This is a genomic window from Thalassobacillus devorans MSP14, from assembly GCF_000496835.1.
Classification (GTDB): domain Bacteria; phylum Bacillota; class Bacilli; order Bacillales; family Halobacillaceae; genus Thalassobacillus; species Thalassobacillus devorans_B.
This window is the reverse complement of sequence record NZ_KI543236.1, coordinates 130,697-144,866: the sequence shown is the minus strand read 5'-3', so window position 1 is coordinate 144,866 and position 14,170 is coordinate 130,697. Positions and strand designations below refer to the sequence as shown.

16 protein-coding genes are annotated in these 14,170 nt (G+C 43.4%); 3 read left to right on the top strand and 13 right to left on the bottom strand.

What is annotated here, in order from left to right; genetic code table 11:
- Positions 1–24 precede the first annotated feature (24 nt).
- Positions 25–1,320 carry an MFS transporter gene (locus P855_RS0101495; protein WP_028781935.1) on the bottom strand — a complete coding sequence of 432 codons (1,296 nt, stop codon included), beginning with the start codon at positions 1,318–1,320 and terminating at the stop codon, positions 25–27.
- A gap of 105 nt (positions 1,321–1,425) precedes the next feature.
- On the opposite strand from P855_RS0101495, the gene P855_RS0101490 reads away from it, so the two are divergent.
- Entirely contained in the window at positions 1,426–2,046 is a 621-nt protein-coding gene (locus P855_RS0101490) for an NAD(P)-dependent oxidoreductase (RefSeq protein ID WP_028781934.1), read from the top strand.
- An 807-nt stretch (positions 2,047–2,853) separates the two neighbouring features.
- Here P855_RS0101490 and P855_RS0101485 read toward each other — a convergent pair.
- The 8 genes from P855_RS0101485 to P855_RS0101450 form a co-directional block, all read right to left on the bottom strand.
- On the bottom strand, positions 2,854–3,732 hold the full coding sequence (locus tag P855_RS0101485) for a M15 family metallopeptidase (protein ID WP_028781933.1): 879 nt from the start codon (positions 3,730–3,732) through the stop codon (positions 2,854–2,856).
- Between the two features lie 224 nt (positions 3,733–3,956).
- Positions 3,957–4,199, bottom strand: a complete 243-nt coding sequence (locus tag P855_RS0101480; RefSeq protein WP_028781932.1) for an IDEAL domain-containing protein — start codon at positions 4,197–4,199, stop codon at positions 3,957–3,959.
- 235 nt (positions 4,200–4,434) lie between these two features.
- On the bottom strand, positions 4,435–5,544 hold the full coding sequence (locus P855_RS21445) for a DUF5667 domain-containing protein (protein ID WP_028781931.1): 1,110 nt from the start codon (positions 5,542–5,544) through the stop codon (positions 4,435–4,437).
- A gap of 167 nt (positions 5,545–5,711) precedes the next feature.
- On the bottom strand, positions 5,712–6,326 hold the full coding sequence (gene wrbA, locus P855_RS0101470; protein WP_028781930.1) for an NAD(P)H:quinone oxidoreductase: 615 nt from the start codon (positions 6,324–6,326) through the stop codon (positions 5,712–5,714).
- Between the two features lie 154 nt (positions 6,327–6,480).
- On the bottom strand, positions 6,481–7,122 hold the full coding sequence (locus P855_RS0101465; protein WP_028781929.1) for an ATP-binding cassette domain-containing protein: 642 nt from the start codon (positions 7,120–7,122) through the stop codon (positions 6,481–6,483).
- A gap of 5 nt (positions 7,123–7,127) precedes the next feature.
- The gene (gene modB, locus P855_RS0101460; protein ID WP_028781928.1) at positions 7,128–7,808 is read right to left on the bottom strand and encodes a molybdate ABC transporter permease subunit; all 681 of its coding nucleotides are present in this window, start codon (positions 7,806–7,808) and stop codon (positions 7,128–7,130) included.
- 15 nt (positions 7,809–7,823) lie between these two features.
- Positions 7,824–8,576 carry a molybdate ABC transporter substrate-binding protein gene (gene modA, locus P855_RS0101455; protein WP_028781927.1) on the bottom strand — a complete coding sequence of 251 codons (753 nt, stop codon included), beginning with the start codon at positions 8,574–8,576 and terminating at the stop codon, positions 7,824–7,826.
- A 131-nt stretch (positions 8,577–8,707) separates the two neighbouring features.
- The gene (locus tag P855_RS0101450) at positions 8,708–8,926 is read right to left on the bottom strand and encodes a hypothetical protein (protein WP_028781926.1); all 219 of its coding nucleotides are present in this window, start codon (positions 8,924–8,926) and stop codon (positions 8,708–8,710) included.
- 244 nt (positions 8,927–9,170) lie between these two features.
- Here P855_RS0101450 and P855_RS0101445 point away from each other — a divergent pair, with 244 nt between their 5' ends.
- The gene (locus tag P855_RS0101445) at positions 9,171–10,046 is read left to right on the top strand and encodes a cation diffusion facilitator family transporter (protein WP_028781925.1); all 876 of its coding nucleotides are present in this window, start codon (positions 9,171–9,173) and stop codon (positions 10,044–10,046) included.
- Positions 10,047–10,156: 110 nt separating this feature from the next.
- Here the strand turns inward: P855_RS0101445 and P855_RS0101440 are convergent, their stop codons facing one another.
- The 4 genes from P855_RS0101440 to P855_RS0101425 form a co-directional block, all read right to left on the bottom strand.
- Complete coding sequence (locus tag P855_RS0101440) at positions 10,157–10,708, bottom strand: GNAT family N-acetyltransferase (RefSeq protein WP_028781924.1); 552 nt, start codon at positions 10,706–10,708, stop codon at positions 10,157–10,159.
- Between the two features lie 76 nt (positions 10,709–10,784).
- Complete coding sequence (locus P855_RS22200; protein ID WP_028781923.1) at positions 10,785–11,273, bottom strand: hypothetical protein; 489 nt, start codon at positions 11,271–11,273, stop codon at positions 10,785–10,787.
- A 63-nt stretch (positions 11,274–11,336) separates the two neighbouring features.
- The gene (locus P855_RS0101430; RefSeq protein ID WP_028781922.1) at positions 11,337–11,627 is read right to left on the bottom strand and encodes an AzlD domain-containing protein; all 291 of its coding nucleotides are present in this window, start codon (positions 11,625–11,627) and stop codon (positions 11,337–11,339) included.
- Complete coding sequence (locus P855_RS0101425) at positions 11,624–12,310, bottom strand: AzlC family ABC transporter permease (RefSeq protein WP_051353138.1); 687 nt, start codon at positions 12,308–12,310, stop codon at positions 11,624–11,626. Before P855_RS0101425 ends, P855_RS0101430 begins: the two co-directional genes overlap by 4 nt.
- Before the next feature lie 467 nt (positions 12,311–12,777).
- On the opposite strand from P855_RS0101425, the gene nhaC reads away from it, so the two are divergent.
- Positions 12,778–14,154: a Na+/H+ antiporter NhaC gene (nhaC, locus tag P855_RS0101420; RefSeq protein WP_028781920.1), complete on the top strand. Its 1,377-nt coding sequence runs from the start codon at positions 12,778–12,780 to the stop codon at positions 14,152–14,154.
- Positions 14,155–14,170 lie beyond the last annotated feature (16 nt).

The following is a 14,170-nucleotide window of genomic DNA, read 5'->3' as shown; positions in this document are numbered from 1 at the left end:
TTTTTATTTTCTACATATACCTGATTACGTGTGTATTTGTACTTGATCATTCAATCGTGTCTGGTCCTTCGCATCTTTCATCCCTTGCTCTACATCCACTTTTTGAAGCAATACTAAACCAAGAACAAAAAATACGATCAGCGCCAGGATCCCTAACCGGCTTGAACCCGTCAATTGCCCGACTATCGCAAATAAAAACGGACCAAAAATAGCAGCGAATTTAGACGAAATTCCGTAGAAACCGAAAAACTCAGCATGCCGGTCTCCAGGCACCATGCGGCCAAAGATCGATCTGCTCAATGACTGTGCTCCCCCCTGTACCATGCCGACGCATGTAGCCAGGAAGTAAAAATGAAGTGCCGATGTCATAAAATATCCGATGATAACGATTATGATGTATATGACCAGGCTCAAGGAAAGCGCCTTTTTAGCCGTGATTTTACCGGCAATCCAACCGAACAAAAAGGTGAAAGGAATACCCACAAACTGTGTGATCAAAAGCGCAAGGATCAAGTCGTTGCTCCCGATACCAATATCCCTTCCATAAACAGTCGCCATTTTGATTATGGTAGAAATTCCGTCATTGAACAGCCAAAAAGCAACCAGGAATAAAAATAGCTGCTTGTATTGTTTGATTTCTTTAAATGTAGTCCCGACACGGTTGAAGCCAATCCGAACATAGGACTTTGTCCGTTTCGGTTTGACTTTTTTCTCTTCAAAAATATTTTTGAATAACGGAATGGAAAATAACAGCCACCATACCCCGACCGACACAAATGCAAGTTTGGTAGCTGTTAATGTATTCGCAATACCGAATAAAGCTGGCTGCATAATCATCAGCAAATTGACCGCCAGCAGCATCCCACCCCCTATATATCCAAAGGCGAAGCCCCAGGCAGATACTTTGTCGATGGTATTTTCCTCGGCTACTTCGGGCAAAAAAGCATCATAGAACACATTACCTCCTGAGAAACCGATGGTACCGAACACCATCAGGATAGAAGCGAGAAGATAGTCTCCCTCTCCGACAAAAGCCATCAGGATACTCGCGAGCATTCCCATGAATGCGAAAAACATCAAAAACTTCTTTTTCGCAGCCGAGTAATCGCTGATCGCTCCGAGAACAGGCGCAAGGACAGCTACAATCAATACAGCAATGGACTGCGTATAGCCCCAGTAACTTGCGGCCAATGACTCTTTCAAACCGGCCGCTGCCACATCATAATAAAATATAGGCAGTACGGCTGCCATCATGGTTGTAGCAAAGGCAGAGTTTCCGAAATCATAGAACACCCAGCTTAACACCGGTTTCTTTTTCATAACCTTTCCCCCATCAAGATCAGACTTGTTATACTAAGCATAGCAAAATTTTACTATTACAATGAATATTTTTTCTGAAGATTATATTAATTTAGGAGGAATACAATGAAAATTGCTGTGTTCGGGGCGACGGGAAGAGTCGGCTCCGTGTTTACTGGATTAGCAAAAGATGCAGGGTGGGAAGTCCAGGCGCTAGTTCGAAATCCCAATACTATCCTATCGTCGTTTAGAAGCGTTGCATCGATTGAAGGAAATGTAACTAACTCGTCTGATGTGGAAGTCGTCATCAAAGGGTGTGATGCTGTATTTGTCGCACTTGGCACCGATAAAACCGATACTTTATCTGCCTCCGCTCCACTGATCATTGAATCCATGCACAAGTATAATGTTAATAGGGCTGTCATGATTGGGACTGCCGGAATATTGGATAGTCGTTATCAGCCAGGAAAATATCGGTTTGAAACGCCTGAAAGTAAGCGTAAGTCAACGACAGCTGCGGAGGAACATTTAAAGGCTTATCAAGCATGGAAAGCAAGCGGACTCGGCTGGACATACATCTGTCCTACATACCTGCCTGACGGTGGTATACAGGGAGATGTGCGCTTTGAACGCAGCTATCTTCCGGAAAACGGCAAAAAAATAACCGTTGGCGATACCGCCCGCTTCGCTTTTGATGCGTTTTCTCAGGATAAATTCATCCAGCAAAGGATCGGGATATGCTACTGATCCTTAAATTTTGCTCTGTTAAATCTCATTGTTGAGTTTACAGATAAGCTCCCAATTGCTGAAGACTCAGTTTCAAGATACATTGTTTCCGTTACGATAGTAACGGTTTGGAGGTCCGGGAAATCACTCGCTTTCCATGGGCGGACGGTGAGCTTCCTCAGGCTCCGCCTTGCGGGATCTCACCATGTCCTATCCTCCCATAGGAGTCTCGCAATTTCCCGGCCCTCCTTGCGTTTGTATGACTAACGGAAACATCTCGATAGGCAGAGGCATTAAACCATACTAATAGCTACAAAAAGGCTTTGATCCTGTATCATTGGGCCTTGTTTTGCGGTGAATATGGAAGCCAGCTTCACGAATGGAAGGGGTTCGTTTCTCCCATCCTTCGGATGGGGTGGTTGAGAAACTGCGAGACTCCCGCGGGAGAAGGAGCTAGGCAAGATCCCACAGGGCGATAGCCCGAGGAAGCTCGCCAGGCCCCCCACAGGAAAGAAACGAATGCGTAATCGCCTTGGGAGACACGACACGCATAAGCAGAACAGCAAAAGGGAAGTGTTCTTTCTTCCCGTTGATGGACTGCTTATGTCGCGAGTGTCTAGGCGATGCAGCTGGAAAGCGAGTAGTTTCCAAGCCACCCCTGACTCTATTTTAGTAAAGAACCCCTTTTCCCTTGAAACTGAGTCTTCCATAATCCGGCCCTATAGTTGAATAAACCCCTTATGGACAAAACGTTTAATACAGTGGTCCCAAATAAAAACACCATCTGACTTCGAAGCTTTCCGCCCGAATTCAGATGGTGTATTTTATTTAGGGATATAACCCAAAGAACTCTTCTAAGGTTTCCTGCTCTTGATGTATTTCAGTGGCTGTTTCTTTACCGACATAACGTAAATGCCATGGCTCATAGGCATAACCTGTGATATCAGACTTACCCTCGGGATAACGGATGATGAACCCATATTCGTGGGCATGATCTTCAAGCCATTTACCTTCTTCTGTTTCAATGAAAGATTGCTGTAGCTTGAAAGCAGCTGCCGCTGAGGTAACATCCATCGCCAATCCGGTTTGATGTTCACTTGTTCCAGGTTTGGCGGAGAATTGATTAGCATGTTCTTCCCCATTCTGTCTAACGTTATTTTGGTAGATCTGTTTCTGTCTGTCGTAGGAACGATAACCTGAAGCTGCTACCAGCTCTACTCCATCCTGCTTTGCACCACGAAAAAGTTCTTCCAGGGCTTCAGCTGCTTCTAAGCGGAGTTGTTTCTTTTGGTGGAACTCATCAAAAGGGAACGGAACTTCAGGCACAGTCAAATCCTTAGGTTCAAATCCTTTTGGCAGCTTTCGGTTTTTATTGACCACTACTGTAATGGCGTGAGGATCCTCCACAGTAACCAACTGAGATCCATCCCCGGAAGCAGATTCCGATTTTTTATCCTTCGTTTTATCATCAGTTTGACCGTCATTCGGAGAATCTTTTTGTGAGGAATCCGTCTCTTTTTGTTCAACCTGTTCCGAACTATTTCCATTTTCCTTTTTATCATCGGAACCTTTCTCGTGATCAGCATTTTCTTGTTGGGAAGAACTGTCAGAGGAGGTTGAAACGCTATTATTCTCGTTCGTGACGCCGCTGCAGCCGGCAGCTATCAACAGTAAAAAGAGTAATACAATGTTGTATAAGTGCTTCATGTAAAATATCCTTTCGTAAAATAGCTTCCTAACAACTATAACATGGAAAAAGATAAGACTGACAAGTATTATGTAAAAAAACACCTTCAGTACACCTTGCTTATCTCTCAGTAATAGCGCTATCGAAGCATTTGTTTCTGTATTTACTTCGGTTAAAATAAGTCCACACACCAAAAAGACCGGTCCACCTTGTGTAATGGTGAACCGGTCTGATAAATGTTTAGTTACTCCCATGTATAGGGTTGATACTGTTTGCTTAAACGATCAAAGCGATCCCGGTCTTCATTTGCAATTGCCTCATTAATCTGTTCATCCAATTTATGTTTATTGAACTCATAACTTAATTCATCAAGGATTAATCTGGAGGCTAGTTGTAAACCAAAGGATAATTCTCGTTTAGCAGTGATTGTCTTATTTCCAAAAACAGGGCTTCTTCGCAACACGTAATTTATTTTTTGCTTTTTCATGTGGCCTACCCCCTAAAGACTTTTTTCTATTATGCAGGAAATCGTTGTGTTTTGCAACAATTTTCTGAATATTTACTATACAATTCCCCGTCTTAATCTTTGTTAAACCTGAACTTAACGTCTATCATTTTGTAAATATTGGTAAATACCCAACTAAAAAGGACTGCCCATGTCCTTACAGGCAGTCCAAGTTGTATGAGTCTCTTCACTCATTTTATCTTATGAAATGAAAATATTAATTCTTTGGTCCTTTTTCTTTGTCGTTATTTTTATTTTTTCCAGAACCTTTATCAGCAGCTTCCTTAGCTTTTGCTTTAGCTTCCGCCTTTACTGCATCCTTCTTTGCTTTAGCTTCTGCTTTGGCTTGCTCCGCCTTTGCTTTAGATTCCTGCTTTTTAGCCTTTGCTGCCTCTTTGGCTTTTTTAGCAATTGCTGCACCTTGACTGTCTTCTTCGCTTACAACTTCAGTACTTTCTTCTGAATCTTCACCTGAATCATCAGAAGTGGTTACAATCACGTCTTCTTTCTGTTCAGTTTCTTCTTGCTCTGTTTCCTTAGCTGCTGTTTCGTTGTCGAGACTGGCTAATTGTTCTTTCAAAGCTGTAATATCACCATATTTAGCTTCCAGTCTCTCTAAAGATTTGTTCATATTACGTTCAAGCACATATTTCGCACGCTTATTTGTCACTTTCATAGAAGCAAGCTTCAAGGAGATCACATTTTGACCGATTTTAGCTTCCAGCTTTTCTTCCTCATCGTTTTCCTCTTCAGATGTTTCTTCACTTTCTTCATCTTCTACGTCTTCAGTACCTTGTTCACTTTCTTCATCACTATCGGATTTCTCTTCCTCTGAATCTTCTTCTTCGCTATCTGTATCGTTTTCATCAGCTTCCATGTCTTCATCTTGCTCTTCGTTGTATGTATCTTCCTCGATTAACACTTCTGCTTTTTCCATCAATTCAGCTGCTTTTTGCAACAGTTCAGCAGCTGCTTCTTCATTGCCTTCTTCAATAAGCTCTTCTGCTTTTTCAATTTGCTTTTCTGCAAATTCAACAAACAGATTGGCTTGTTCCATATCATCCAAATCTAATGACCATTGCAACTGATTCACGAGTGTATGAAGAAAATTAAATAGATCACCCTCGAAATACATCGCTTCATTTTTAACTTGATCTTCTTCATCCACAATAGCGACATCTTCATCAGCTTCGATCTCTTTTTCAATCTCGCTCATGTCCACTGTGACGGTGTTATCATCTTCCGCCCAGGCAGAATAGGGCACCGCAGAAATAGCTAGTGCCAAAGACGCTGATGATAATACGTTCATTACTTTCTTGTTTTTCATTGGATTTCCCCCCTTTTATGTTTTCGTTCATACTTTTACGTAAAGCATTTTATCTTTACGGGGGTATCTGCTTTTGTTTTTTTACAAAAAGATTTCAAAAATATTTCAACACGTTAAATTACTGCATTAAAAAAGCGCCTCTTTATAGAGACGCTTCTCCTGAATATTTATTTTTCCTGTCCTTTTACAACCATTTCTGCGACCTGAAGGGTACGCAATGCCTGGTTTCGCACCGCTTCCTCTACGTCTTCCTGCATATTGCCTTCGGCATCGACAGTCACACTTGTACCATACGGGTTACCACCAGAAGCGAATGCTGCGTCATTGGTATAACCTGGAGCAGCAATCAATACGCCCCAGTGGAACAAGCTGGTGTATAGGTTAAGAATAGTCGCCTCTTGACCTCCATGAGGGTTTTGAGCGGATGACATAGCACTGGCAACTTTATTGACAAGTTTCCCCTGGAACCACAAACCACCGGCCTGGTCCATAAACTGTTTGAATTGAGCCGGCACATTACCGAATCTGGTCGGTACACTGAAAATATAAGCATCTGCCCATTCCAGATCATCGACCGTTGCTTCTGTAACTTCTTTAGTAGTTTCATAATGTTCTTTCCAGGCGGGATTCTGTTCAATCGCCTCCGCAGGAGCAAGTTCCGGAGTCTTTACCAACTTCACTTCCGCCCCGGCTTGTTTGACTGCATCTTCAGCCCATTTCGCCATCTTGTAATTTGTACCGGTTGAACTATAATAAATTACTGCTACTTTAACATTTACCATCGTTCACCTCTCCTTACGTATTTTCACCCTATTGTATTACGTGCAGACAGTTCTGCACTGTCTCATCACATTTCACTGTACCCACACAGGATAACACTCAAACCGAAGATTCTTCATTTCAAGATATATAGCAAAATAAAGACTTGAACCTTGTTCAAGTCTGTTGGGTTACCTTCCCCTCCTCCATATGTACGATTCTATCACCCAGCTTACTTGCTTCCCCATGATCATGGGTGACAAGAAGGATTGGAATCTGCCATTCCTGTTTTAGCCTCAGAATCTCTTCATGACACTGGAGTCGGTTTTTTTCATCAAGGGCGGAAAATGGTTCGTCCATCAAAAGCAGATCAGGACGATATGCGAGTGCCCGGACGAGTGCTACCCGCTGTTTTTCCCCACCTGAAATTTCGCCTGGATAATTGCTTAACAAGTGGCTTATGTCCACGATGTCGATCATGCGCTTCACATGATCTCCAGTATGGGATAGTTGCTTTGACTTTATCCCATAATAAATATTCTTCTCTACGGTCATATGGGGGAATAAGGCATAGTCCTGGAACACATAACCGACATTTCGTTGCTGTGGTGGAAGATCCACTTTTCCTGTTTCAAATAACATGCGGTTTCCGAGTTGAATTTTTCCTTGTTCGGGCTTGATCAGACCGGCTAACATATTTAGTAGTGTCGTTTTGCCAGAACCGGATTTTCCAAAGAGAATCACCAGTTCATCCTCTAATTGAAAGGAGACATCGAGCTTATAATGAGCCAGATTTTTTTCCAGGTTTACCTTTAACATGCCCTTCACCTCTTCCGACCGACGTGTTTTTTCCATGGGCGCTGGTTCCAGTTATTAAGCCAATATATCGTCGTAAACCCGATAACTACCATGATGATGACCCAGACGAGCGCCTGGTGTTCATTCCCGGCTTCTACTGAAAAATAAATCGCTAGTGGCAGCGTATCTGTAACACCTGGAATATAGCCGGCCAGCATCAAAGTCGCTCCAAATTCACCAAGAGCACGAGCGAAAGATAGTACAAGCCCTGCAACCAGACCCGGCCAGGCCAGCGGAAAAGAAATCGTCCAGAACACCCGCCACTGGCCAGCCCCCATGGTATATGCGGCATTTTCCAAAGAATAGTCATATTTAGAAAAAGCTGCAACAGCGCTTTGATACATCAATGGAAAGGAAACGACAATCGCAGCAATGACAGCCGCATACCAGGTGAACACTATCTGGATGTCAAACCATTCAAGCAGCAATTTTCCGATCCATCCATTTTTACCAAATAGATATAATAACGCGAAGCCTACTACTGTGGGGGGCAGCACTAAGGGTAGTAAAAATAGGGCATCGAGTACTTGCTTGCCTGTGAAACTTCTGCGTGTCATCCACCTTGCACTAAGAGTCCCAACTGCGAACACTATGACTGTAGAAATTGTGGCTATCCTGATGGATAACCACAAGGGAGATAGATCCATATGTAACACCCTGCCTTATCGTTCAAACCCGAACTCTTTTATAGTCTTTTGTGCTTCATCGCTCTGTAAATATTTCAGGAACTCTTCAGCGGCTTCTTTGTGCTGAGATTCTTTGACAATCCCCGCTGGATAGATGATTGCCTTGTGATGAGTATTGCTGACTGTACCTGCTGTCTTTAATTCTTCCGACTTTATTGCATCACTTTGATAAACGATTCCGGCATCGACATTGCCTGATTCAACATATGCAGCTACTTGCTGCGCATTTTTACCATATACCAGCTTTCCTTGGACATTTTCCCATAATCCCAGACTTTTCAACGCCTGTTTGGCATACATTCCCACCGGCACGCTCGCAGGGTCTCCAATAGCTATCTGGGATACAGTGTCTGCTGGAAGCTCCTGAAGTTCTATATCACCAGCATCATTTACCGCCAGCACTAATCGATTGGACATTACCTTTACTATACTTTTTTCATCCATCAAACCATTCTGGATAGCATCATTCATCCAATATTCGCTGGCAGATATATATACATCACTCGGGGCACCTTGTCCGATTTGCTGTGCCAGTGTCCCAGAGGAACCAAAGTTCATGGTTAATTGAATGCCGGTTTGCTCTTCAAAATCTGTTTCTATAGGTTTCATTACACCGGCAAGGCTTGAAGCAGCAGCAATACGAAGCTCTGGAGCACCCGTTTGATTACCTTCCTGGCATCCTGTTAATACTAAAAGTCCTATAATTAATGTTATTAATTGTCGTATCATAGCTTTACCATCCTGTAATTCAGTCTACTCCTCATTATAACGAATCTTCCGGGGTTTTGAATACAAATACACACCAAATACAAATAACCGTACATGGTTGTACCATGTACGGCCAATGCAATGCCTATCTTTTAAATCACCATTTCATAATATGCTGGATAAGTCCAGTAGGCATCCTGCCACCCACGTTGGATTGCCAACTCTTCAAAATTTCTGGCCTGACTATCATAAAAACTTATAAGTGCCTGTTCGGGTGTTTCAGATTCCGGATTATAAGATAAGAGTACTGGTTTAGAAAATTTCATTTCATCTACATATCCTTCAATAATCACATTCTCTTTAATAATCACGAGCCCACCCCTTTTTTATAAAATTTCAAATATTATAACAATAATGATTCTGGTTTGTATATACCCTTGTAACAGAAAAGTAATCGTTTTTTACAAATTTATCTATTTCATTATTTGACTACTGCAAAAAACATTGGCATATCACAACTACTGTGCGACAGACTATCATTGTTTCTCTAGACTTACACAAGCAGGCTTTGGTAAGCTATTTATGCTTGACAGCCTAAATTCCGGAGGCAGTATTATGAACGAATATGACAATTTAAAAAAAGGAGAAAAAGGAGCCTGGATCAGTATCATTGCCTACCTGCTATTAGCAGTGGTGAAATTGACCATTGCTTATATCGGTGGTTCCTCGGCTTTGCGAGCAGATGGTCTGAATAACACCACTGATATCATAGCATCTCTGGCAGTATTGATCGGCCTGAAAATCTCCAGAAAACCTCCAGACGAAGACCATCATTATGGCCATTTTCGTGCAGAAACGATAGCCTCCCTGATTGCTGCTTTCATTATGATGACCGTCGGTTTCGAAGTGCTATACGGAACTTTCCAGAGCATGTGGACGAGCGATTACAGTCAGCCGGACATGGTGACAGCCTGGACTGCACTTGCGGGTGCTGGTGTCATGATCGGTGTTTATCTCTTCAATATAAAATTATCTAAAAAAATCAGCAGTGCTTCTCTCTATGCCGCTGCTCAGGATAATCGGTCTGATGCACTGGTCAGTCTCGGCGCTTTTGTTGGAATCATTGGTGCCCAGTTCGGCCTTTACTGGCTCGATCCCCTGGCCGGATTCATTGTAGGAATCATTATATGTAAAACTGCCTGGGATATTTTTTCTGATTCGACCCATACACTAACGGACGGTTTCGATGAAAATCTGCTCCAGGATATCAGACATTGTATTTCTAAGAACCCAGGGGTATGGATGGTTAAAGATGTGAAAGGACGGCTGCAGGGAAATATTATCTTGATTGATGTAACTATCCTTGTCGATCCGCACATCACCGTACAGGAAGGCCATGATATCACCGATGAGATTGAAGATATGCTGGAAGAAGAACTCAATATTCGTTTTGCGCAAATTCACATTGAACCATATGAAGAAGAAGTATAAAGCCATGGTTCCCGAAAAGTTACGGATCCATGGCTTCCGTGTGTGAAATTTTTGACAGGAGTATTAAAAAAGCACCTCCGTGCTTCTTGCCAGGAGGTGCCTGCATTTGATTAAATCTGTTTACTTTGTGAAGCAAACCGTTCTATCAGTTCATCAATCTTTTTCCATCCGAAAGCTGTTTCTTCATACGTCCCTTCTCCTATGGTAACGGTTTCTGCCTCCACAAGCTTAGCACCATGTTTGCGATAAAAATCGCTAGAAGGATTGTGAGTCAGCACCCATACGAGCAACGATTCGTAACCAGCCTCCTTCATTTCATTTCCAAAAGCTTCTAACAGCAACCCGCCGATACCTTGCCTTTGATAGGAATCTAACAGATAAATAGCGTAAATTTCACCATCGTAACCATAGTGCTTCGTCCTTTCTTTTCCCCCTGAGACAAAGCCTACTACCTCTCCTGCCTCGTTTTCCACAACGAGAGCGACTTGACCATTGACAGGGACTTTCAAAACGGTCTCCCATAGAGCGATTCGGTTTTCCACGGTTATATTACTCATATCCTTTTCGTCTATCAAATCTTTGTATGTAGATTTCCAGCTGCTGACATGCACATGAGCGATTTGTTCAGCATCTTCAAAAACTGCTTTTCTCACATGAAACATAGTAGATCCTCCTTCAAACACTGGTTATGAATACCGACAGCAGCATGGTTGATACTGCTGTCAGCTTTCTTACTAGTTAACATTGGAAGGTAACAATTCGATCCGTATCTATGCCAAAATAAACCCATTGCCTGCGGCGTGGCCGCCAACGATAACCGGCAACAGACTGACGCCCGATGAATACAGGATAGAACCAAAATCTTTGTCCGTTACGCAGTCTTACCCTTGTCATCCGGAACAGGCAGCCGTAAAAAGCGCCAGGGTCTACAGCATATACACCGGGTCCGCCTTGGAATGACTGGGCACCAAATAGTGGCACATCTGTTGGCGGTGGTGGTAATTGCATCGTCTGCCCTTGAGCACCGCCCGGTCCCTGGCCGGGAAATCCGCCTGGGCCCTGACCCGGAAATCCGCCCGGGCCACCAGGGAACCCGCCTGGACCCTGGCCTGGAAAACCGCCTCCCCCAGGGCCGAAACCAGGAAAGCTGCCAGGACCTTGCCCTTGGCCAAAACCTCCGCCAAACCCAGGCAAGTTAGAAAAAAATCCTCCTTGTTGTCGATCCATATACGATCAAACTCCTTTATAGGAATAATCTCTACACTATATGCATCGCAACAGGGCGCGTGACTAGAGAGTCACCAAAAATACGGTAGCAATCGCCCCTATCACCACTAAGATAATATTCATCCCGAACCATGCTAATGCAATGGCGACCGTCCCACCGATTATACCGACATGAGGAGCATCCGGTTTCACTGTCATAATCCCTGGAAAAATCAATGCACCTAATGCGGCGTAAGGAATCGCGTTCAGCCATCGGTCCACCCAACTTGGGAAATTCAACTTATCCACAATAAAAGCTGGCAAAAATCTCGGTACAGCCGTGACTATTGCCATCCCGATGATCACCCACATCATGCTGCTTCCTCTCCTTCTTTCAGCAGGAAGACGCCGCAGCCCCCGCCAATAATTGTGCCAAGTACTATCGCCCATCCATCACTGATGAATAGCGAGAAAAAGAAATTGATCAGCATCGCCAGCAAAGCTATCAGTGCCACCCTTGTCTCTTTTTTTACGGATGGTATCAGTAAACCGATGAACATGGCATACAAGGCAATACCCATACTTTGGCTAAGTCTGCCTGGAATCACATCCCCCAATACACCGCCTAAAAAGGAACCGCCTACCCACGATATATAAGCAGTAAGAATCAATGCTCCATAAAACCATGTTCCATGGGGCTCCTTTGCCTCTTTGGCATGAAGGGAAGAAACCGTAAAAGTTTCATCGGTTAAACCGAGTGATAAGGGGACTTTCCACTTCAAGCTAACTTCCCTCAGGCGGTTCATGAACGAAAGACTCATGACAAAATGACGGAAATTCAACACGAAAGTAGCAATAACAATTTCGACCATTCCCGTACCTAACGCAATCATATTAGCTCCCATGAACTGAGCAGCTCCCGCGAAAACAAGAATACTCATCAGGGTCAACTCCAGATTAGAAAGACCGGATTGTCTCGCCAAAACTCCGTATGTAATCGCAATCGGCAAATAGCCGAGCATGATCGGGAATCCTGCCCCAACTCCCCGTTTAAGCATCGTCAAGCGTTCAGATTGATTTGTTACAGCAACAGTATTAGGTTCCAAGCCCTTCACCCACTATCAAGAAAATTTCCACTATTATACACAATTATAACTTATCTTGAAAGAACATATGAGGATTAAGCTCAATAGTAAAAAATGTCAATACGAAAATGCATTGACAAACTTCTCTTCTATCCTTTATATTTACTTTACAACATAAAAGCGTTTAAGTGTAAAAGAAATGCATCAGTAACTCCACAGTAGGTGGGACAGATACAGCATCAGAGACTGGATGGCAGCTGAGAATCCAGGTTTCTTTCCATTCGAATTACAGAGTTCGTCAAGATGATGTGTTCTTTTAGAAAGAGCGGATGATCGTTCATCAATCAGGGTGGTACCGCGGAGCCAGGCTTCGTCCCTATTCAGGGATGAAGCCTTTTGTGTGTTATTAAGCTTACGTTTTGAATATAGGAGGAATCATTATGCTTCATTTACAGCCTAAAAAACTACCAGGGATAATAGAATCAATCGGAATGCTGCTCCTTATCGTAGCTTTAATCAGTTTCTTTATCATTGAAATGCAGAGTGTGCCCCATGTGCCGATTTTAATGGCAGTACTTTTAATGACTGCCTACGGATTTATTAGAAAGTTCACCTTTGCCCGGCTGCAGGAAGGAATGGTACAGGGTGCCCAATCAGGGATGGGTGCTGTACTTATCTTCTTTTTGATTGGAATTCTGATCAGCAGCTGGATGGCAAGCGGTACAATTCCAGCATTAATGGATGTTTCTTTTTCTTTAGCAGGAGGCCCCTGGTTCTTAGCCATCGTTTTTACGATCACCGCGATCACCGGTGTCGCACTGGGCAGCTCATTCACAACCAGTGCGACACTTGGAGTAGCATTTCTTGGAGTAGCCCAGACAATGGACGCATCTTTGGCAATGACAGCAGGTGCTATTGTTTCAGGGGCGTTCTTCGGAGATAAAATGTCCCCGTTATCTGATACGACCAATCTTGCATCAACAGTAGTAAAAGTGGATTTATTTGCCCATATTAAAAACATGACCTGGACGACGATTCCAGCCTTTATCATTTCGTTTATTCTGTTTGCTGTTTTATCCCCAAAACAGCGTGTGCAGTCAGAAAATTTAGCTGCCATTCATAATACCTTAAATGAATCAGGATTGGTGCATTGGAGTTCCTGGATTCCAGTCCTTGTTTTATTAGCGATGACTGTCACAAAAAGACCAGCTTTTGTTGCATTAGCAGTGAGCAGTATTACGGCATCCCTAATCGCAGGCTTTCGGAATACCCTGTCATGGAGTGAGTTATGGAGTACCTGGTTCAGCGGTTACAGTGCAAGTACCAGCAATGAAATAATCAATGAAATGCTTTCCAGAGGCGGAATCGACAGCATGCTGTTCACCATATCACTTGTCATTCTTGCCCTTACGCTTGGCGGATTGATGTTTGTGACCGGTATCATTCCATCCGTGCTGTACCACGTGCAACAAATGCTGCAGTCCGTCCGCTCCATAACATTATCGACAGCGTTTACCGCAATAGGAATTAATGTCTTTATCGGTGAACAGTACCTATCGATCCTTTTAACAGGGGAGGCCTATCAGGATATATATGACCGGGCGAATCTAGCCAGAAAAAACTTATCGCGAACGCTGGAAGATGCAGGGACAGTCATCAATCCACTCGTACCCTGGAGTGTCTGTGGTGTCTTCCTTGCTGACGTTTTGGGAGTAGCGGTTATCGATTACCTGCCGTTCGCATTCTTTTGCCTTCTAAGCCCGGTCCTGACTATTCTCTATGGTTTAACCGGCAAAACGATTACAAAAAAAGCCTGATGCCCTTTTCATGCAT

Bases quoted from the DNA above. Each gene is read 5' to 3' on its own strand.
- P855_RS0101445 (WP_028781925.1), top strand. From the start codon at position 9,171: ATGAACGAATATGACAATTTAAAAAAAGGAGAAAAAGGAGCCTGGATC.
- nhaC (WP_028781920.1), top strand. From the start codon at position 12,778: ATGCTTCATTTACAGCCTAAAAAACTACCAGGGATAATAGAATCAATC.
- P855_RS0101430 (WP_028781922.1), bottom strand. From the start codon at position 11,627: ATGATGTGGGTGATCATCGGGATGGCAATAGTCACGGCTGTACCGAGA.
- wrbA (WP_028781930.1), bottom strand. From the start codon at position 6,326: ATGGTAAATGTTAAAGTAGCAGTAATTTATTATAGTTCAACCGGTACA.
- P855_RS0101490 (WP_028781934.1), top strand. From the start codon at position 1,426: ATGAAAATTGCTGTGTTCGGGGCGACGGGAAGAGTCGGCTCCGTGTTT.
- modA (WP_028781927.1), bottom strand. From the start codon at position 8,576: ATGATACGACAATTAATAACATTAATTATAGGACTTTTAGTATTAACA.
- P855_RS0101440 (WP_028781924.1), bottom strand. From the start codon at position 10,708: ATGTTTCATGTGAGAAAAGCAGTTTTTGAAGATGCTGAACAAATCGCT.
- P855_RS0101485 (WP_028781933.1), bottom strand. From the start codon at position 3,732: ATGAAGCACTTATACAACATTGTATTACTCTTTTTACTGTTGATAGCT.
- P855_RS0101480 (WP_028781932.1), bottom strand. From the start codon at position 4,199: ATGAAAAAGCAAAAAATAAATTACGTGTTGCGAAGAAGCCCTGTTTTT.
- P855_RS0101425 (WP_051353138.1), bottom strand. From the start codon at position 12,310: ATGCTTAAACGGGGAGTTGGGGCAGGATTCCCGATCATGCTCGGCTAT.
- P855_RS21445 (WP_028781931.1), bottom strand. From the start codon at position 5,544: ATGAAAAACAAGAAAGTAATGAACGTATTATCATCAGCGTCTTTGGCA.
- P855_RS0101495 (WP_028781935.1), bottom strand. From the start codon at position 1,320: ATGAAAAAGAAACCGGTGTTAAGCTGGGTGTTCTATGATTTCGGAAAC.
- modB (WP_028781928.1), bottom strand. From the start codon at position 7,808: ATGGATCTATCTCCCTTGTGGTTATCCATCAGGATAGCCACAATTTCT.
- P855_RS0101465 (WP_028781929.1), bottom strand. From the start codon at position 7,122: ATGTTAAAGGTAAACCTGGAAAAAAATCTGGCTCATTATAAGCTCGAT.
- P855_RS22200 (WP_028781923.1), bottom strand. From the start codon at position 11,273: ATGGATCGACAACAAGGAGGATTTTTTTCTAACTTGCCTGGGTTTGGC.